This window comes from Pseudomonas sp. AC136 (assembly GCF_979258585.1).
Genome location: NZ_OZ409865.1, coordinates 1,420,397 through 1,440,006, shown reverse-complemented (window position 1 = coordinate 1,440,006; position 19,610 = coordinate 1,420,397). Strand labels below are relative to the sequence as shown.

14 protein-coding genes are annotated in these 19,610 nt (G+C 63.1%); 9 read left to right on the top strand and 5 right to left on the bottom strand.

Translation table 11 applies throughout. The annotated features are described in order from the left end of the window. The first annotated feature begins 35 nt into the window (after nt 1-35). Both ACZZZU_RS06430 and ACZZZU_RS06425 read left to right on the top strand, forming a co-directional pair. A complete protein-coding gene (locus ACZZZU_RS06430; RefSeq protein ID WP_463539515.1) occupies nt 36-398 on the top strand; it encodes a DUF5064 family protein in 363 nt (120 codons plus the stop codon). A gap of 7 nt (nt 399-405) precedes the next feature. Continuing rightward, nucleotides 406-1,371, top strand: a complete 966-nt coding sequence (locus tag ACZZZU_RS06425) for an alpha/beta hydrolase fold domain-containing protein (protein ID WP_463550107.1) — start codon at nt 406-408, stop codon at nt 1,369-1,371. 53 nt (nt 1,372-1,424) lie between these two features. On the opposite strand, the gene ACZZZU_RS06420 is transcribed toward ACZZZU_RS06425, so the two are convergent. Continuing rightward, nucleotides 1,425-1,874 carry a winged helix-turn-helix transcriptional regulator gene (locus ACZZZU_RS06420; protein ID WP_463550106.1) on the bottom strand — a complete coding sequence of 150 codons (450 nt, stop codon included), beginning with the start codon at nt 1,872-1,874 and terminating at the stop codon, nt 1,425-1,427. Between the two features lie 94 nt (nt 1,875-1,968). Here ACZZZU_RS06420 and ACZZZU_RS06415 point away from each other — a divergent pair, with 94 nt between their 5' ends. After that, nucleotides 1,969-3,171: an MFS transporter gene (locus ACZZZU_RS06415; RefSeq protein WP_463550105.1), complete on the top strand. Its 1,203-nt coding sequence runs from the start codon at nt 1,969-1,971 to the stop codon at nt 3,169-3,171. A 206-nt stretch (nt 3,172-3,377) separates the two neighbouring features. Here ACZZZU_RS06415 and ACZZZU_RS06410 read toward each other — a convergent pair whose 3' ends face one another. From ACZZZU_RS06410 to ACZZZU_RS06400, 3 genes are all read right to left on the bottom strand, one after another. Then, nucleotides 3,378-4,010, bottom strand: a complete 633-nt coding sequence (locus ACZZZU_RS06410) for a TetR/AcrR family transcriptional regulator (RefSeq protein ID WP_463550104.1) — start codon at nt 4,008-4,010, stop codon at nt 3,378-3,380. A gap of 96 nt (nt 4,011-4,106) precedes the next feature. Then, nucleotides 4,107-7,205: an efflux RND transporter permease subunit gene (locus tag ACZZZU_RS06405; protein ID WP_463550103.1), complete on the bottom strand. Its 3,099-nt coding sequence runs from the start codon at nt 7,203-7,205 to the stop codon at nt 4,107-4,109. After that, a complete protein-coding gene (locus ACZZZU_RS06400; RefSeq protein ID WP_463550102.1) occupies nt 7,202-8,296 on the bottom strand; it encodes an efflux RND transporter periplasmic adaptor subunit in 1,095 nt (364 codons plus the stop codon). The genes ACZZZU_RS06405 and ACZZZU_RS06400 overlap by 4 nt, the downstream gene beginning before the upstream one ends. 192 nt (nt 8,297-8,488) lie before the next feature. Between ACZZZU_RS06400 and ACZZZU_RS06395 the strand changes: the two genes are divergently transcribed. After that, the gene (locus ACZZZU_RS06395; protein ID WP_463550101.1) at nt 8,489-9,973 is read left to right on the top strand and encodes an efflux transporter outer membrane subunit; all 1,485 of its coding nucleotides are present in this window, start codon (nt 8,489-8,491) and stop codon (nt 9,971-9,973) included. An 847-nt stretch (nt 9,974-10,820) separates the two neighbouring features. Beyond that, nucleotides 10,821-12,095, top strand: a complete 1,275-nt coding sequence (gene fabF, locus ACZZZU_RS06390; RefSeq protein ID WP_463550100.1) for a beta-ketoacyl-ACP synthase II — start codon at nt 10,821-10,823, stop codon at nt 12,093-12,095. A gap of 21 nt (nt 12,096-12,116) precedes the next feature. Here fabF and ACZZZU_RS06385 read toward each other — a convergent pair whose 3' ends face one another. Next, a complete protein-coding gene (locus ACZZZU_RS06385; protein WP_463550099.1) occupies nt 12,117-12,758 on the bottom strand; it encodes an HD domain-containing protein in 642 nt (213 codons plus the stop codon). Between the two features lie 115 nt (nt 12,759-12,873). Here ACZZZU_RS06385 and ACZZZU_RS06380 point away from each other — a divergent pair, with 115 nt between their 5' ends. The 4 genes from ACZZZU_RS06380 to ACZZZU_RS06365 all read left to right on the top strand — a co-directional run bounded on the left by ACZZZU_RS06380 (nt 12,874) and on the right by ACZZZU_RS06365 (nt 19,514). Further along, nucleotides 12,874-13,842: a GlxA family transcriptional regulator gene (locus ACZZZU_RS06380; protein ID WP_463550098.1), complete on the top strand. Its 969-nt coding sequence runs from the start codon at nt 12,874-12,876 to the stop codon at nt 13,840-13,842. A gap of 63 nt (nt 13,843-13,905) precedes the next feature. After that, complete coding sequence (locus ACZZZU_RS06375) at nt 13,906-15,099, top strand: GAF domain-containing sensor histidine kinase (protein ID WP_463550097.1); 1,194 nt, start codon at nt 13,906-13,908, stop codon at nt 15,097-15,099. A gap of 113 nt (nt 15,100-15,212) precedes the next feature. Then, nucleotides 15,213-15,929, top strand: a complete 717-nt coding sequence (locus ACZZZU_RS06370; protein WP_463550096.1) for an SOS response-associated peptidase — start codon at nt 15,213-15,215, stop codon at nt 15,927-15,929. Nucleotides 15,930-16,070: 141 nt separating this feature from the next. Beyond that, nucleotides 16,071-19,514, top strand: coding sequence for a PAS domain S-box protein (locus ACZZZU_RS06365; protein ID WP_463550095.1), 3,444 nt, complete (start codon nt 16,071-16,073; stop codon nt 19,512-19,514). The last annotated feature ends 96 nt before the right edge of the window (nt 19,515-19,610 follow it).

The window sequence follows — 19,610 nt, the reverse complement described above, 5'->3', positions numbered from 1 at the left end:
CCGGCGCTGGCTACCGTTATTCAGGAGAGAAAAACATGGCTACGTTTACCCCCGGTCACCTGCACATCGAGCGCCACGCGCTGACGCCCAACGATGTGAGTTACAACATATGTATCGACTACGAAGTTTCTTCCGATGAGCAAAAAGGCAAGGGCATGCTCTTCACCTTGCACGGCACCATTCAGGGCAAAGACGTGCGCGAGAGCTTCTTTCTGCCACGGGAAGAGGCGTACAACTTCGCCAGCAACGTGACGAAAATTGCCGAGAAATACGGCATTCCGAAAAGCCAGAGCAGCATTGGCTCCATTCACAAACACTACGACGCCATGTTCGAAGACGTACGCGCGCAACTGGCGATGAAACCAGGCGAGCCGATAAACCCCGAGCATTTTGAGTGAGTAACCGATGGCGTTAACCGAACAGCGCTGGCCAGCGGATGCACACGAGCTGGCAGACATTCAGCGCTTCAACTCCAAATTGAAATGGATGCCGCGCTTTCGCATCCGCAACCGCATTGCCCCCACGCTGCTGCAAGCGCTGTTGCGGGTCGGCCAGGTCGGCGGCGGGGCGAAATTGGCGCGTCATGGGCTGAGCGTGCATACGCGTTACGTCACCACGCCGGAAGGTCGGGTGCCGTTGCGTATTGTGCAGCCCAGAGGGCCGGTCAAAGGCGTGGTGCTGGATTTTCACGGCGGCGGTTGGGTGATCGGCAACGCGCAAATGAATGATCACTTGAACAGCGCCATGGTGCGCGACTGCGGTGTCGCCGTGGTGTCGGTGGATTACCGGCTGGCCACCAACACGCCCATTCAGGGTTTGCTGGCCGACTGTTTGGCAGCCGCGCGCTGGCTGCTGAGCGACCAGACGGCGCTGTTCAAAGGTTTGCCGGTGATTGTGGTGGGCGAGTCGGCCGGCGGGCATCTGGCGGCGGCCACGTTGCTGGCGCTTAAAACCTCGCCAGAGTTACTCCAGCGGGTGAAGGGCGCGGTGCTCTATTACGGCGTCTACGACCTGACCGGAACCTCCAGCGTTCGCAACGCCGGCCCCGACACCCTGGTGCTCGACGGCCCCGGCATGGTCGATGCGCTGCGCCTGCTGACGCCTGGACTTACCGACGAACAACGGCAGAAACCGCCGCTGTCGCCGCTGTACGGCGACCTGAACGGCCTGCCGCCAGCGCTGATGTTTGCCGGCGAGCTCGACCCGCTGCGCGACGACACCTTTGAAATGGCCAGACGCTGGGGCGAGGTGGCCGACGTGGAAGCCAATCTGCTGCCAGAAGGGCCCCACGGCGTGGTTCAGTTTCCGACGGTGATGGGCAAGCGCGTCACGGCCTATGCCAGAAACTGGATCAATCAAAGGGTGGCCTAGCGCGCATCGCTTTGTAGGAGCCAGCAAGCTGGCCCCTACGAAAAGCGTCGGCCTTAATCGGTCACTTTGACCACTTCGGTATCGCTCGGCGCAACGGGCGCGCCGTTCAATGTCGTCGGTATCAGCGGTGCCAGCGTCTGGCCGCTGGCTTTGTCGATCAACTGCGAATGCACTTCGCCCGCGCCAAACAAATGCGCTTCCCCCCATTGGCGTAACGCCACCACCACGGCGAACAACTGTTCGCCCCGTTCCGTCAGCACGTATTCCTGATACGCACTGCCCTCGGCGACTGGGCGGGTGGTCAGCACCTCGGCCTGTACCAGCAGGCGCAAACGGTCGGCCAGAATATTTTTCGCCACGCCCAGGCTGCGCTGGAAATCGCTGAAGCGGTGCTTACCGTCGAAGGCATCGCGCACGATGAGCAGGCACCAGCGATCACCCATTACCTCGACCGCGCGGGCAACGGGGCAGTGTTCGAGGGGTTGGCTTGCGTCTGTCGGCATGGGAGTTAGTCGTCGTAGAGGGGCATGTGGTTGCACTTTAAAACCAGAACGCCTAGCCTTCAAATGGTTTTAATTTGAAACCAGGTGAGGCGTTATGACGTCAGCAGGATCTCAGGCGTTGCCGTTGGCCGACGCCAGCGCGAGCCGCACGCCCCGCGCGATGGTGGCGTTGTTCGCCACGGCAAGCGGGCTTAGCGTGGCCAATGTGTATTTCGCCCAGCCGTTACTGGACGCGCTCGCTGCAGATTTCGCTATCAGCCACGCCAGCGTCGGCGGGGTGATTACCGCCACGCAAATCGGCTGTGCGTTAGCGCTGTTGTTGCTGGTGCCGCTGGGTGATCACGTAGACCGGCGCCGACTAATGCTCGTGCAGCTAGTCGCCTTGGTGCTGGCCTTGGTTGCGGTCGCCGTGGTCGAAAGCACGGCGCTGTTGCTCGGCGCCATGTTGGTCATTGGCCTGTTGGGCACGGCCATGACCCAAGGGTTGATAGCGCTGGCAGCCAGCACTGCCAGCGACCATGAGCAGGGTCGGGTGGTGGGGGCGGCGCAGGGTGGCGTGTTTGTCGGCCTGTTGCTGGCGCGGGTGTATGCCGGGGCGGTCAGTGACCTGGCCGGGTGGCGTTGGGTGTACGGGCTGGCGGCGATTTTTATGCTCACGCTCGCCGTCTCACTCTGGCGCTGTCTACCGCAGCCGACACGGGTACCGGTGACGCTGGGTTATCGGCAATTGCTCGGCTCGATGTTCACCCTGCTGCGCCATGACCGCGTGCTGCAAACGCGCGGCATGTTGGCGTTTTTCATGTTCGCGGCGTTGAACGTTTTCTGGAGTGCCTTGGTGCTGCCGCTGAGCGCGCCGCCCTATGGGTTTTCCCACACGGCCGTTGGCGCGTTCGGCCTGGTGGGCGTGATCGGCGCGCTGGCGGCGTTTCGCGCCGGCGCCTGGGCGGACAGAGGGTTCGCCGAGCGCAGCACCTTTGCCGCCTTGCTGGCGCTGCTGCTGGCGTGGTGGCCGTTGTCGATGCTGGATACGTCGCTCTGGGCGTTGATGCTCGGCATCGTGCTGCTCGACCTCGGCGGCCAGATTCTGCACGTAACCAATCAAAGCCTGATCTTGCGTAACCATCCGCAGGCGCCCGGCCGGCTGATCGGTGTGTACATGCTGTTTTATGCCGTGGGCAGTGGCGCGGGGGCCTTGGCTACCACATGGGTGTATGCGAGCGCTGGGTGGCAGGGTGTGTGCGGGTTGGGGGCGGGGATCAGTGCGGTGGCGATGGGGTTTTGGGTCGTGACGCGTTGATGAGGTGGGATCTTCGTTGCGGCCGGCCCTCACCCCCAGCCCCTCTCCCGCAAGCGGGCGAGGGGAGACCAGCGGCGCTCGGCTTACTTGGGTCGAAATGCGATCGGCTCCTTCTCCCGCTTGCGGGCGAGGGGAGACCTGCCGCGATCGGCTCCCTCTCCCGCTTGCGGGAGAGGGCTGGGGTGAGGGCCGCAGTTAACCGGCGCTTAGGGCGCCAGGCTGCGCAACATCAGATTGGTCGCCGCGTTGACGCCTTTCTCCAGGTCTTCCCAAGAACGTTGGTTAAGGCAATGGGCGTTGGTGTACGGCAAAATCATTTCGGCCAGGCCGTCGGTGACTTCATCCAGCGGCGTTTTCTTTTCGAATTCGCCGGCTTTGCGGCCATCGTCAGCCAGGCGTTCGAGAATCGCGTAGAGCTGCGCCTGGTGGCCGGCGGCGGTGCACCAGTCGCCATTAATGGCTTCGACCACCACTTCATTCACGCGGCGCTCGACCACCAGCAAGTCGTAGCTGAATTTCAGTGCGCTTTTCATAAACAGACGCAGGCGCCGGGTGGCGGATAAATCCTGATCGGCAATGGCGCGTAATTTGTCGCCCATTTTCTCCAGCGTGTGCGCGCAGATGGCTTCGCCGATGGCTTGTTTGGACTCGAAGAAACGGTAGATGTACGCCGTGGAAATGCCCATGGCTTTACCAATGTCGGCCACCGAGGTTTTGCGGTAGCCGAACTCGCGAAACAAGCCTTCCGCCACGGCGATGATCTGCGCGCGGCGATCATGCTCCGCCGGGCCGCGTTGGCCGGAGGTGGGAAGGGCGCTGGAGTCGAGTTCGCTGTGCATAGGCCTGGTAACTGAATAAGGGAGCCGGTGGCAGGTGGGCGATTCTAGCGCAAACCGGCCAGCGGGCGCCGCGTCGGCAACGCCCGCTTAATGCGCTCAGCTGGCGGCGGGTTGCGCTGCCGACGCTGCTGGTGCGTGGGCCGGCGGCGGTTTGATCTTGAACCAGATCGCATACAGCGCCGGCAGGAACAGCAGCGTCAGCACCGTGCCGATGGCCGTGCCGCCAATCAACGTGTAGGCCATCGAGCCCCAAAACACCGAGAACGTCAGCGGAATAAACGCCAGCACCGCAGCCAGCGCCGTCAGCACTACCGGTCGCGCGCGTTGCACCGTGGCCTCGACGGCGGCGTGGTACGGGTCGAGCCCTTCTGCCTGATTGGTGTGAATCTGACCAATCAGAATCAGCGTGTTGCGCATCAGAATGCCCGACAGGCCAATCAACCCAAGAATCGCGTTAAAGCCAAACGGCTGGTTGAACAGCAGCAGCACCGGCACCGTGCCCACCAGGCCCAGGGGCGCGGTGAGCACCACCATGGTCATGGCGGCAAAACTGCGCACCTGAATCATGATCACCACCAGGGTGAACAGCAGCATGATTGGGAAAATCGGTGCCAGCGCCTTGTTGGCCTTGAGTGATTCTTCGACGTTGCCGCCCATTTGAATCTGATAGCCCAGGGGCAGGGTGTCGATCACCGGCTTCAGTTCGGCCAGCACCTGCATCGACACCTGCGGCGGCTGCATCTGCTCGTTGATGTCGCCGCGCACGGTGATGGTCGGCATGCGGTTGCGGCGTTTCAGAACCGGGTCTTCGGCGCACACTTCAACATGGCCGATCTGGCGGATCGGCACGCGCTGGCCGGTGCGGCTGGTCAGCGTCATGTCTTCCATACGCGAGGGGTCCAGGCGTTCTTCATCGCCGGTGCGCGCCATCACGTCCACGGTGCGAATGTCTTCACGCACTTGCGTCACGGTGGTGCCGGTCAGCAGAAACTGGAGCTGTTGCGAAGCCTCGGCGGAGGTCAGGCCCATGACCTGCAAACGGTCTTGGTCGAGCACGAAATGCAGGGTCGGTTGTTTCTCCGACCAGTCGGTATTCACCTGGCGCATGTTCGGGTTGTGGCGCATCACCTCGGCCACCTGCTGGGCGATGCCGCGCAGCTTCTCGGCGTCTGGGCCCATGACGCGAAACTCCACCGGGAAGCGTGTGTACGGACCGAACACCAGTTGCGTGACGCGCACCCGCGCTTCGGGCGCCAGCTGGTTTTCCACCGCCACGCGCATGCGCTGTTTCAGGGTGTCGCGGGCCGTCTGGTCGTCGGTCAGCACAATGATTTTGGCGAACGAGGGGTCGGGCAGCTCTGGGTTGTACGAGAGGAAAAACCGCGGCGCGCCCTGACCGATATAACTGGTGACGATCTTCGCCTCCGGCTGGGCCTTGAGCCACGCTTCGACCTTTTTCGTCGCCTCGCTGGTGGTGTTGATCGAGGTGCCTTCGGGCAGTTGCACTTCAATCAATAACTCGGGGCGGTCGGAGCTTGGAAAAAACTGTTGCTTCACCGCGCCCATGCCCACCACCGCGAGCACGAACAGCCCGAGCACGCTGCCTGCCACCAGGAATTTGTGCTTGATGGCGCCGCTCACCAGCCGGCGCAGGCGCTGGAAGTTCGGCGTGGAATAAATGGCCGCGTGGCCGCCCTCGATTTTCTTGATGTCCGGCAAAAGCTTGACGCCCAGGTAGGGGGTGAAAAACACCGCCACCACCCACGAGATGATCAGTGCAAAACCAACAATCCAGAAAATATTGCCGGCATATTCGCCCGCCGTGGAGCGGGCAAAACCTACCGGCATCAGGCCGATCACGGTCACCAGCGTGCCTGCCAGCATCGGCGCTGCCGTGTGGCTCCAGGCGTAAGACGCCGCCGCCACCCGCGAATAGCCTTCCTCCAGTTTCACCACCATGATTTCGATGGCGATGATGGCGTCGTCCACTAAAAGGCCGAGGCCTAGAATCAATGCGCCCAGGGTGATGCGGTCGAACACCCGGTCGGTGGCCAGCATCACGATCAACACGGCGGCGAGCGTCAGCGGCACAGCGGCCGCCACCACAATGCCGACCCGCCAGCCGAGGCTGAGCAGGCTGACGATCATCACCACCGCCAGCGCGACGACGAACTTGATCATGAATTCATCGACCGACTCGGTGATGTTCACCGCCTGGTCCGTCACCTTGGTAAAGCTGATGCCCTGCGCCAGGTTGGCCGAAATTTTCTGCTCCTCGGCTTGCAGCGATTTGCCCAGGTCGAGGCCGTTCCAGCCTTCTTTCATCACCACACTCAGCACCAGGGCGTCTTCGTCGTTGTGGCGGATTAAAAACGTGGCCGGGTCTTCGTAACCGCGCTTCACCTCGGCCACGTCGCTGAGCTTGAGCGTGCGGCCTTGGGAGGCGGCGATAGGCGTGTTGCGGATTTTCTCCAGGTCATCGAAGGCGCCGTCCAGGCGCACAAATACTTGCGGGCCTTTGGTTTCGATGGAGCCGGCCGGCGTGATCGCGTTCTGGTTGTGCAACTGATCGAAAATCGCCTGGGGGTTCACGCCCAGGGTGGTCAGGCGGGCATAGGAGAACTCGACGAAAATTCGCTCTGGCCGCTCGCCGAGAATGTCGACTTTCTTCACCCCCGGCACTTGCAGCACCTGCTGGCGAATGTCCTCGGCCTGGCGCGCCAAAAAGCGCTGCGGCAGGCCATGGGCTTTCAGCGCATACAGGGCAAACGACACGTCGGAATACTCGTCGTTCACAAACGGCCCGAGCACGCCTTGCGGCAGCTTGCGCGTTTCATCGAAGAGCTTTTTGCGCGCCTGATAAAACTGAGCGGGCACCGCAGCGGGCGGCGTGGTGTCGAGCAAGGTCAGGGTCATCAGCGCCAGGCCGGGGCGGGTGATGGTTTCCACGCGGTCGTACCATTTGAGTTCTTGCAGGCGCTTTTCCAGCGGCTCGGCCACCAGGTTTTGCATGTCTTGCGCGGTGGCGCCGGGCCACACTGCGGTGACGGTCATCACCTTGACGGTGAAGGCCGGGTCTTCGGCGCGGCCCAGTTTCATAAAGGCAATCAGGCCGGCGAGGGTGACGGCAATAATCAGGAACAGCGTGACCGAGCGCTCGCGTACCGCCAGCGCGGAAAGGTTGAAACCACTCATGGCGTCACCGCCAGCGCGTTACCCAGGCGCACTTTCTGGTTGGCATGCAGCAAGTGCGTGCCCAGTGCCACCACAGTTTCGCCGGCTTTCAGTTCGCCGCTGATGCGCGCGGTTTCAAGCCCCAGCCCGATCACGCTAACGGTGCGTGCCTGCAACGTCAGCGCCACAGGGTCGACCACCCACACGCTGTACGCGCCGCCGTCATTGCGCAGGGCGCTGAGGGGCACAGTCAGTGCCGCTGAAGTGTTCGCCGGGTCGCCGCGCAAGGTGATTTTGATGGTGGCGCCCAGCGGTGCGTTGTTCAGCGTGTCGTCCAATACGTAACGGGCAGCGAAGGTGCGGGTGACGGGGTTGGCCGCTTCCGACAGCTCGCGCAGCGTGGCGCTGGCCGGCTGGCCCTGGCTGCCATACAGCTGCGCATCGGCGCGAGATTGCAGGGCAGGGCGCAGGGTTTCCGGCAACTCGATGGCGGCCTCGCGGGCGCCGTCTTTGGCCAGTTGCACCACGGTTTGTCCGGCGATCACGACTTGCCCGGGCTCAGCTGCGGTATCGACCACCAAGCCGTCGACGTCAGCTTTTAGCTCGGCATAGAGGCTGGCATTGGCGGCGACATCGGCCTGCGCTTGCGCGGCGTCGACCTGCGCCTTGGCACTGTTCAGCGCGGCCACCGACTGGTCGTAACTCATCGCCGAAATCGCCCCCGCCGTCACCAGCGTGCGCAACCGCGCTTCATCCGCTTGCGCCTGCACAAAGCGCGCTTTGGCGGCGGCCACCGCGCCTTTCTGGTTGGTGATGGCAAGGTTGAGATCAACCGGGTCGATCTTCATCAGCGTCTGCCCCTTGCGCACCCGCTGGCCCACATCCACCAGGCGCTGAACCACCTTGCCCGACACGCGAAACCCCAAATCGCTTTGCACCCGCGCAGCCACCACACCGGTAAAGGTTTGGCTGCGCGAGGTGTCGGGCCGCACCAGCGCCGTGCTCACCAACGGGTCGGCCACACGCGGGTCGCTTTGTAGCGGCTGGCCGCAGCCAGATAACACCAGCGCGCTGGCAGCGAGGGAGAGGAGGGCAGCGGGACGTATCGACATGACGAGCTCCGGAAAATTCAGGCTCGCATTATTCGTGGTTGTTTACGGTATTGTAAATGCGTAACTCGATTGCTTTTCGTTGATGTCAAAGATCAGCTATTTTGATGGGGTATGCATTGGCATAACCATTTTTGCAGGTTACTGTTTTGCAAGTTAGTAAACAAAAAGCCGAACGTGACCACAGGAATCACCATGCCGCCCTTTGCCTTGCGCCCCCTCTGGATGGCGCGTCTGTTGCCCGTTTTTTTGCTAGCCGGTTGTGCCGTGGGGCCCGATTACCAGGCGCCGTCAGCGCCGGCGCCGGCGCCGTTTCGCAACCAGGCCCTGCTCGACCAACGCTCCGCGGCCGGCCAGGCGGCGGATATGACGCAGTGGTGGACTGGCTTCGCCGACGACGGGCTGGTGACCTTGGTCAATCAGGTGCTGGCGCAAAACCTCGACCTCGCGCAAGCCGTGGCTCGCGTCTCGCAAGCCAGCGCCCTGAACCTGTCGGCCCGTTCCGCCCTGTTGCCCTCCGGTGACCTCAACGCACAAGCCAGCCGCGCCCATCAATCCCTCGAAGACCCCATGGGCCGGCTCGCCAGCTCGGCGCCCGGCTATGACCGCAACGCCAGCCTGTATCAAGTGGGCATTGGCGCCAGCTGGGAAGTCGACGTGTTTGGCGGCCTGCGCCGACAGCTGGAAGCTGCCGATGCCGAACAGCAAGCCAGCGTGGCGCAAGCGGCGGCGGTGCGTTTGATGGTCACCTCGTCGGCCGCACGCGGCTACATCCAACTGCGCGCCCTGCAAGCGCGGCAGGCCGTCGTGGAAAACCGCGTTCGCACGCAAAGCGAGCTGGTCAAACTCATGCAACTGCAATACGCCAAAGGCGTAATCGCCAACCTGCAACTCAAACAGGCCGAAGGCGTGCTGGCCACGGTATCGGCGCAAGTGCCGCCGCTGCGCAGCGCCATTGAAAGCACCCTTAACTCGCTGGAAGTATTGAGCGGCGTCGCGCCCGGCAGTTTGCACAGCACGCTTGCCGTCGCTACTGCCATTCCGACCGCACCCGGCATCGACACGGCGGGCGGGCAAACCCAGATGCTGCGCCGTCGCCCCGACGTGATCGCCGCCGAACGCACCCTGGCCGCCTCCAGCGCCCGCATTGGCGCCGCCATTGCCGACTACTACCCCTCGTTCTCCCTGGGCGCCTTGCTTGGCTCGGCCACCACCGTCAGCGGCAACCTGCTCTCCAGCGACGCCAACCTGGCCCAAGGCGTGCTCGGCTTGCGCTGGCGCCTATTCGACTTTGGCCGCGTGCGCGCGGAAGTCGACTACGCCAAAGGCCGCGACGCCGAGGCGCTGGCCGCCTACCAACAGACCCTGCTGCAAGCCACCGCCGACGTCGAAACCGCCATGACCCAACTGGTGCAAAGCGAACAACAAACCGCACTGCTCGAAGGCGGCGTACGCGCCCTGGCCGACGCCCGCAGCGCCGCGTATACCGCCTACCAACAAGGCAGCGTCAGCTTCCTCGAAGCCCTCGACGCCGACGACCGCCTGCAACAAGCCCAGGAACAGCACCTGCTCGCGCGAGCGGCGGCAGCCAGTGCGGCGGTGGACTGCTTCAAGGCTTTGGGGGGTGGATGGAATGCACCGGGGGAAGTGGCAGTTAGTGATCAAAAGCATCGCGGCTAAAGCCGCTCCCACAGTATCTATATCGTCTCTGTAGGAGCGGCTTCAGCCGCGATGCTTGTGACCCTGATCTGGCTTTTGATTTACCGCTTGTGATCTACCCGCCCCATTCATCGCAGGCCGAATGGAGTCGACGTGTAGGGGGTTGAGCGGCCGGGAGCCGAGAAAGGCGTGTCGGGCCAAGGATGGCCTTTATCGCGGGGACGCATAGTCCGGCCCCCGGAGCGGCGATGGAATGAGAAAAGTCGGAGCGCAGCGGAGACCCAAGGTAGGGGCGAGCGTTTTTGCTTACTTTTTCATGGTCCGGCATACCGGCGACTGGAAAAAGTGAGTCGCGCGTAAGGCGCGAAACAAAACGTTCAGCGCACGCGGTAATGAATACCTGCGCGCTTCATATCGGTGTACGGCTGGAGATTCTGGATCCCGAATCGTCGGACCGCCGCCTGCGCGGGGATGACGGAGGGGGTGGTTGAAATGCGCGTAAGGCGCGAAACAAAACGTTCAGCGCACGCGGTAATGAATACGTTAGGCCAGCTCGGGCGTACGACTGGAAATTCTGAATCCCGAATCGTCGGACCGCCGCGTTCGCGAGGATGACGGGGGGTTTGGTTGAAATGCACGTAAGGCGGAAACAGATCGTTCAGCACGCGCGGTAATGAATACCTGCGCACTTCAGTCGGTGTACGACTGGAAATTCTGGATCCCGAATCGTCGGACCGCCGCCTGCGCGGGAATGACGGTGGAGAGGTTAGTAGCTGCGTACAACCGAACATCCCGCTAGCCGACGTGCAGCGACCACTGCGTACACGTCGGCGGTTGCCCAAAAACGAAGAAAAAAAGGAACCCCGTTATGCCCCACACCCGCATCGTCATCACCGGCATGGGCCTCGTCTCGCCACTGGGCGTCGGCATTGAGCCCGTCTGGCAGCGCCTGCTAGCCGGCCGCTCCGGCATTCGCGCATTGCCGGCCGAAACGGTCGACGACATCACCTGCAAAATCGCCGGCACCGTGCCCACGCTCGAAGAAGACCCAGAAGCCGGCTTCGACCCCAACGTCTTTATCCCGGCCAAAGAACAGAAAAAGATGGACCGCTTCATCATGTTCGCCCTGGCCGCCGCCCAGCAGGCGTTGGCGCAAGCCGGCTGGCAGCCGAGCACTGACGCCCAGCGCGAGCGCACTGCGACCATCATTGCCACCGGCGTTGGTGGCTTCGGCGCCATTGCCGATGCGGTGCGCACCACCGACAGCAAAGGCCCACGGCGTTTGTCGCCGTTCACCATTCCCTCATTTCTCGCCAACCTAGCGGCCGGCCATGTGTCCATTCAGCACGGCCTGCGCGGCCCCATCGGTGCGCCAGTCACGGCCTGCGCTGCCAGCGTTCAGGCGATTGGTGATGCCGCGCGGTTGATCCGCAGCGGCGAGGCCGATATCGCGATCTGCGGCGGCGCCGAAGCGTCCATCGACCGCGTCAGCCTGGCCGGCTTTGCGGCGGCGCGGGCGATGTCCAGCGCGTACAACGACACGCCAGCCAAAGCCTCGCGCCCCTTCGATAAAGCCCGCGATGGTTTTGTCATGGGCGAGGGCGCAGGGCTGTTGGTGATTGAGTCGCTGGAACATGCCCAAGCGCGCGGCGCCACGGTGATTGCCGAGCTGGTGGGCTACGGCACCAGTGCCGATGCTTATCACCTGACCGCCGGCCCGGAAGACGGCAACGGCGCGCGCCGGGCGATGCAGCAGGCCATCGCCCAAGCGGGCATTACGCCAAGCCAGATTCAGCATTTGAATGCCCACGCCACATCGACACAGGTGGGCGACAAAGGGGAGTTGGCCGCCATCAAAGCGGTATTCGGGGAGGATTCGGGCGTGGCGGTGACGTCGACCAAGTCGGCCACCGGGCACTTGTTGGGTGCGGCCGGTGGCCTTGAAGCGATCTTCACCATCCTCGCCATCCGCGATCAGTTGGTGCCCGCCACGCTCAATTTCAGCGACCCGGACGACGCCGTCGGCGGGCTGCACATCGTGCATGGCGGCGCGCGGGAAATGCCCATTGAGTACGCGCTGTCGAACGGCTTCGGTTTTGGCGGCGTGAACGCCAGCGTGTTGTTCAAACGCTGGGTTGCGTGATGCCGACGATGCAGCCGACCCTCAGCTCGCCCACTGCGAGGTGCGGATTACCTCGCAGAAGTTGCCGGCGGTAAAGCGCGGGTCTTTGTCGGCCAGCACGTCGGCTTTGACGTTGCCGAACGTGCTGTCGGGCTTGTGTTTAATGCCGTCGTAGAACGCTTGAATGATGTCCTCCTTAAACTGCGCGCCGCGCGGGTGTAGGCGGGTGATCGCCTCGCGTTCTTCGGCACTGTAGTTGGGGTACGTCAGACCCAGCACATCCATTTCCACGCCAGCGGTTACCAGCGCAACCACTGGGTGCATGTGTTGGGGAATGCCCGGCGTGGTGTGCAGCGCGATGGATGTCCACACCGTGTCGATGTCGGGTTGGGCGATGCCGCGTTGCTGCAAAAAGTCGCGCGCCGCGTTGGCACCGTCCACTTCGAAGCGCTCGCAGGCGCTGCTGTGCTGATGGGTCAGGCCCATGTCGTGAAACATGCACCCGCAGTAGAGCAACTCGGGGTCGAATTTCAGGCCCGTGCGCTGACCGGCCAGCGCGGCGAAATAGAACACGCGGCTGGAATGGTGAAACAGCAAAGGTGAGGCGGTGTCGCGCACGCATTCGGTGATTTCCCGCGCCAGTTGGCTGTCGGGGAGGGTGATGCCGGCAATGTTCGGGTTCATGACACGCTCCAGAGAAGAGTAGGGGGGCGTTGTCAGTTTCATGATCGGCGGCTATGGCATCAAACGGCGTGTAGCGTCATATACTGCCATTTCGCGTGATACCGAGACGTGCACCATGCCTGCTTCGAAAAACACTAAAACCATCGCCATTCTTGCCTTGCCGGGTATGCAGTTGCTCGACGTTTCCGGCCCGCTGGATGTGTTCGCCCAGGCCAATCTGGAAGCCGGGCGCGAGGTGTATGCGCTTCGCGTAGTGGCGTGCGAGGCGGGGCCCATTAGCAGTTCATCCGGCGCGCGGCTCTTGCCCGACGCCGTGGTGGGCGAGCCGCTGGGTGAGCTCGATACCTTCATCGTGGCAGGCGCGCCGCATGCCGCGAGCCTGCATTACAAGCCCGAACTGCTCGCCTGGATTCAGCACAGCGCGCGGCAGGCACGGCGGTTCGGTTCGGTGTGCACGGGGGCGTTTGCGCTGGCCGCCGCCGGCTTGCTCGATGGCCGGCGCATTACCACGCACTGGGCGTCTGTCGACGTTATGCGCGCCCAGTACCCGCGCGTGACCGTTGAGGCGGATGCGCTGCATGTGCGTCACGGCAAGTTGCGCACTTCAGCCGGCGTGACAGCGGGCCTGGACCTGGCCTTGAGCCTGGTGGAGGAAGACCTGGGGCGTGACGTGGCCATGGGCGTGGCCGCGCAATTGGTGATGTTTTTCAAGCGGCCGGGCGGCCAGTTGCAGTTCAGCCGCCGAGGCGAGGCGGGGCCATCCGGGCGCTCGGCGTTGCAGGAAGTGCAGCGCTGGGTCGCCGCTCATCCGCAACTGGCGCACTCGGTCGAAAGCCTGGCGGCCCATGCCGGGCTCAGCCCGCGCCATTTTGCCCGGCTGTTTCACGCCGAAGTCGGCATTACGCCGGCCGCCTGGGTGGAAGCCACGCGCATAGCTGCAGCCCGCGCCCTGCTTGAAACTGCTGGCGATGCGCCAAAGCAGGTGGCGGCCAAATGTGGCTTCGCCAATGTGGATACCTTGCGCCGCGCCTTCGTCAAACACGTGGGTGTCACGCCAGCCGATTACCGTCGGCGCTACGGCTGAGCGGTGCTTCGAGCGCTCCGGTTGGCGTGATAATCTCGCGCCTCGCATCCCGAGGCTCAGCCAGTGATCAACCCCGAATACGCCGCCTCCGTCGAGGCCATCGCCCATATCGAAGCGGTGCCGCTGATCCTCAAAATGGTCAAAAACCTCACCGGTATGCGCTTCGCCGCCGTGGCGCGGGTGACGGAGAAATACTGGGTAGCCTGCGCCGTCGACGACTCGATTGAGTTCGGCTTGCAGCCTGGCGGCGAGCTGGTGCTGGACTCGACGATTTGCCACGAGATTCGCGGCCACCGCAACCCGGTGGTGTTTGGTCACGCCAGCGTCCACCCCGAATACGCCACCCATCACACCCCGCTGCTGTATGGCCTGGAAAGCTACATTTCCATTCCCATCATCACCGCCAATGGCGAGTTCTTCGGCACCTTGTGCGCGATTGATTCCGTGCCCGCCGATCTCGATGATCCCACCATCGTGCAAACGCTGACCCTATTCGCCCAGCTCATCGCCATGAACCTCGACACCCAGGGCCAGCTCAGCACCTCGCGCGCCGACCTGGCCGAAGCGCACAACACCAGCCGCCTGCGCGAACAATTTATTGCCGTGCTCGGCCATGACTTGCGCACGCCTTTGAGCGCCATTCGTATGAGCGCCGACCTGATGGACAGCAAGCCCACCGACGCGCGCTCATCGCGACTGATCGCCGCCATCCGCAACAGCTCGGTGCGCATGGGCCATCTGATTGAAAACGTGCTGGACTTCGCCAGAGGCCGGCTGGGCGATGGCATACCGGTGCACCGGACCGTCGTCGATGATCTTGACCACACCCTGCAACTCACCCTCGACGAAATTTGCGCCTCGTACCCCGACGCCACCCTTGTTCGCCACATGACCCTGCCGGCCGGCGTGTATTGCGACCCGCTGCGCCTGAGCCAACTGTTGTCGAACCTGGTCGGCAACGCCGTCACCCACGGCGACATCGAGGCGCCAATCACCATCAACGCTTATGCCGAGGGGCCGGAAGTTGTCCTGTGCGTCACCAATCAGGGCACACCGATTCCGCCCGAACTGATGCCGCTGCTGTTCAAACCCTTCACCCGCTCCGAAGGCGGCGCCCGCGGCGAAGGCTTGGGATTGGGCTTGTACATCGCCTCGGAAATTGCGAGCGGGCATAACGGCAGCTTGAGCGTGGTGTCGACGGCCGAGGAAGGCACGTGCTTTGTGGCGCGGTTCCCCGCGCAAGTTCGCTGGGCCTAAGGGTTCGCGGAACTCCGTTTTCTACACTCATGTGACGGTCGCTCCTGTCGCTTTTACGCACCCTTGGCGGGCTGGCCGGTCTGACCTTTATGGCAACCAGCAGGACCACTGACATGTGCGGCCGATACGCAAAAGAGCAAGACCTCAACCGCTGGCGTGACGTGCTGGCCATCATGCAGCCCATCGACGATCGCACTGACCCCGCAGCCAGTGCGCGTTACAACATCGCGCCCACACAGCGTGCGCCGATCATCTACAACACCGGTGATGGCCTGGCGCTGGAGAATGTTCGTTGGGGCTACGCGCCGCAGTGGGCGAAGGGGAAAATGCCGCGGGCGATCAATGCCCGGGTCGAAACAGTGGCCACCGGTAAATTCTTCCGTGGCATCTGGAAGCAGCGCGCATTGGCGCTGGCTGACGGCTGGTATGAATGGGTCAAACACCCGGACGACCCCAAGCTCAAGCAGCCGTACTTCATCAAGGCCCGGGACGCTTCACCGCTGTTCTTTGCCTCGCTGTGCCACGTGACGCAAGGCCTGGAGCAGGGCGAAGACGACGGCTTCACCATCGTCACCGGCGCCGCCGACGCAGGGCTGCTCGACATCCACGACCGCCGCCCCGTGGTGCTGCCGCCAGCCCTCGCTGCTGAATGGCTCAACGCCGAAACCGATCCGGTTCGAGCACTGATCATCGCGGCTGAGCACGGGCTGGGTGCCGAGGCTTTTACTTGGTATCCCGTGCCTAAGGCGGTCGGCAATCCGCTTAACGACGGGGCCGAGTTGATACAGCGCATCAATGACCCGGTGGTTACCGTGGCTGGACCGATTTAGCCGCGATGTTCAACGTGTGAAGACGCCCTGAACGCTTTTCTGCGAAACTGATTCCGGGTCCTGCCCGGCAGGGGAAGGGCGTGTTCTGCAGACGTTTGCAGTCTGTGGAAAGAATTCTATGGCGTTCCTTGGGAGATCGGTTTGCCTTCTGTTCCGGTAGATATAGACAGCGATGAGCGCTTGTCTCATGTGCTGCACGCCAGTGAGCGGCTGGTAATGGCCGGCACGGTAGACGAGGTGGTGCAGGTGCTGCGCGACACGGCGCGGGCCACGGTCGGCGCGCAAGGCATTACCGTGGTTATCGCCGACGATGGCTACTGTTCCTATGTGGCCGAAGATGCCATGTCTGAGCTGTGGCAAGGCCAGAGCTTTCCCGCTGACCACTGCATTTCAGGGTGGGCGATGCGTCACGGTGAGACGGTGATCATCCCTGACATCCGGCTGGACGCTCGCATCCCCCAAGAAGCCTACGCGCCCACCTTCGTTCGCAGTCTGGTGATGGTGCCGATCGGTAGGCCGGCGGCGGTCGCGGCGCTCGGTGCGTACTGGTCCGAGGTTCACACCCCGGACAACGCCACGATCCAGCGCCTGGAGAGTCTGGCGCGGCTGGCCACCATTGCCATTGAAAACGCGCGGCTCACCCAAGCACGCAACCGTGCAGCTGAACAAAGAGCTGCACAAAACCGCATTCTGGAAGTGGCGGTAGAAGAACACGCGCTCAACGTGGCGCTGGACGCCATGGTTCGCGAGGTTGAGGTGTTGTCGCCGTCCGGCTTTGTCGGCGCCATTGTGCTGTTCGACGAGGAGGGCGCGCGCGTGCAACATTGCGCCGCGCCTAGCTTGCCACCGGCGTGCACCGATCCCGCCGCCATGCTCGTGCGCCCTCACGCCGAATCTGCGAACACTCCGTTATGGTCTGGATTCCAGGCGTTGGCCGGCGAACACGGGCTGCACCTGTGTTGGTCGACCACCATTTGTTCGGCGCAGGGCGGTGTGCTCGGCACCTTCGTGCTGCTTCACCCGGAACCCCGCAAGCCGCTGCCGGCAGACACTGAAATCGTTGACTTCGTTGTGCAGACAATCGGCTTGGTCGTACACCGCGCCCGAGCCGAGGCCGCCATTCGGATCAGCGAGGCGCGCTACCGCCAAATTGTCGAAGGGGCTGAGGATTTCGCCATCATCACCTTCGACGCCCAGGGCACGGTCACCAGCTGGAACATCGGCGCGCAGCGGATCGTTGGATATGAGGGTCAGGAGGTGTTGGGCCGCGCGGGGGATCTGTTCTACACGGACACCGACCGGGCCGCCGGTGTGTTTTACGGCGAGCTTGAGCTTGCTCAGCATCAGGGGCGGGCGGTCAACGAACGCTGGCATGTGCGCAAAAATGGCACACGCTTCTGGGGTTCCGGGCTGATGATGCCGCTTGCGATGGATCATGGCGGTTTCGTGAAAATTTTCCGCGACCGCACCGTCGAGCACGAAGCGGACGCGGCCCTGCAAGAGAGCGCGGCGCGCTTGCGGTTTCTGGATGAACTCGACAACCAACTGTTCAACATTCGCCAAGCCGAAGACGCGATGCTCGCCGCGACCAGTTTGCTGGGGCGCAGGCTTAACGTCTCGCGATGTGCCTATGCCGATGTGGATGCCGACCAGGACCGCTTCTGGATTCGCAGCGACTACACAGCGCCAAACATCGACAGCTCGGTCGGTGCGTATAGCCTCGACCTCTTCGGCTCACGGGCGGCGGCGGATATGCGCACCGGCCGCACGCTGGTGGTTCATGACGTTACTGCCGAGTTGGCAGCCGAAGATGGGCGCGAGACGTTTCAAGCCATCGGCATCAACGCCATCATCTGCTGCCCACTGGTGAAAGACGGACGCCTGACGGCGATGATGGCGGTGCATCACAACCAGCCACGAGACTGGACACCGGCTGAAATTTCACTGATTCGTGAAGTGGTCGAGCGCTGCTGGGCGCATGTCGAACGGGTTGGTGCCGAGATGCGCCTGCGCGAGAGTGAAGAGCGCTTGCGCCTGGCCGTCGACCATGCCGAGGTGGGCTTCTGGGACGTGGATAACGTTCAGAACGCGCTCATCTGGCCGGCGCGCACCAAGGCGATATTTGGTATTTCACCGGACGTGCCCGTAACGATTGACGACTTTTACGACGGCCTGCACCCCGACGATCGACAAGCCACCATCGAGGCCTTCGCCGCCGCCGCGGACCCTGAGCTGCGCGCGCTGTATGACGTCGACTACCGCACCGTCGGCAGAGAGGATGGCGTTATTCGCTGGGTAGCGGCCAAGGGCCGGGGCGTGTTCGATGCCGCCGGGCGCTGCTTGCGAGTGACCGGAACGGCAGTCGACATCACCGCGCGCAAAGCGGCGGAAGAGCAACTGCGCGAGCTCAATGCCAACCTCGAAAGCAGAATCGCCCGGGCCGTTGCCGAGCGCGAAGAAGTGCAAGCGGCACTGCGTCAGAGCCAAAAAATGGAAGCCATGGGGCAGCTAACCGGTGGCGTTGCCCACGACTTCAATAACCTGCTCACCCCAATCGTTGGCACCCTCGACTTGCTGCAACGGAGGGGCGTAGGCGGCGAGCGCGAACAGCGGCTGATCAGTGGCGCCATGCAATCGGCCGACCGTGCCAAAACCCTGGTGCACCGGCTGCTGGCATTCGCCCGGCGTCAGCCACTGCAAGCGGTTCCGGTCGACGTGGTGAAATTGGTCAGCGGCATGGGCGAGCTGGTCGCCAGCACCAGCGGGCCGCAGATAAAAGTGGTGGTCGATGCGGCGGACAATCTTCCTGCCGCGATGGCCGACCCCAATCAACTCGAAATGGCGCTGCTAAACCTCTCCGTCAACGCGCGTGACGCCATGCCCGAGGGCGGCATTCTGCGCATATCCGCTCGCGTGGAGTGGGTGAGCGCAGGTCACAGCTCCGGTCTGGAACCGGGTGACTACCTTTGCCTGTGCGTGACAGACACGGGTGTAGGCATGGATGCGGCCACGCTGGCGCGTGCGGTTGAACCGTTCTTTTCCACCAAGGGCATCGGCAAAGGCACCGGCCTCGGGCTTTCGATGGTTCATGGCTTGGCATCGCAGCTGGACGGCGCGCTGACCATCCAGAGCTTGCCCGGATCAGGCACGACCGTAGAGCTTTGGCTGCCCCGCAGCTCCGCAGCGCCGGCCACCGTAGCCCCCGTTTACCTGGCACCAGAGCCGCTATCCACACGCGGTGTGGCGCTGCTGGTCGACGATGAGGAACTGGTTCGCACCAGTACCGCTTACATGCTCACCGAACTCGGCTACTGCGTGATTGAAGCCGCCTCAGGCGAGGAAGCGTTACGCCTGTTGGACACCGGGCAGCAATTCGATTTACTCGTCACCGACCACTTGATGCCCGGCATCAGCGGGACTGATCTAGCCCGACGCGTGAGCAACTCCAGACCCGGCACTGCAATCCTGCTTGTTTCTGGCTATGCCGAACTCGACCAACTAGACCCGAGCCTCGCGCGGCTGGCCAAGCCGTTCCGTAAGGCAGAGCTTGAAATCGCTTTGTCCGCGCTTGCTAGTGAGGCTTGAAATCGGTGGCCGGGGAGGGTGCACACGCGGCAACTTTCTATTGGCGTCGCGAGGTTTGGGACGGGAACAGAGTGGACGGGAGCTAATGGGGAATGG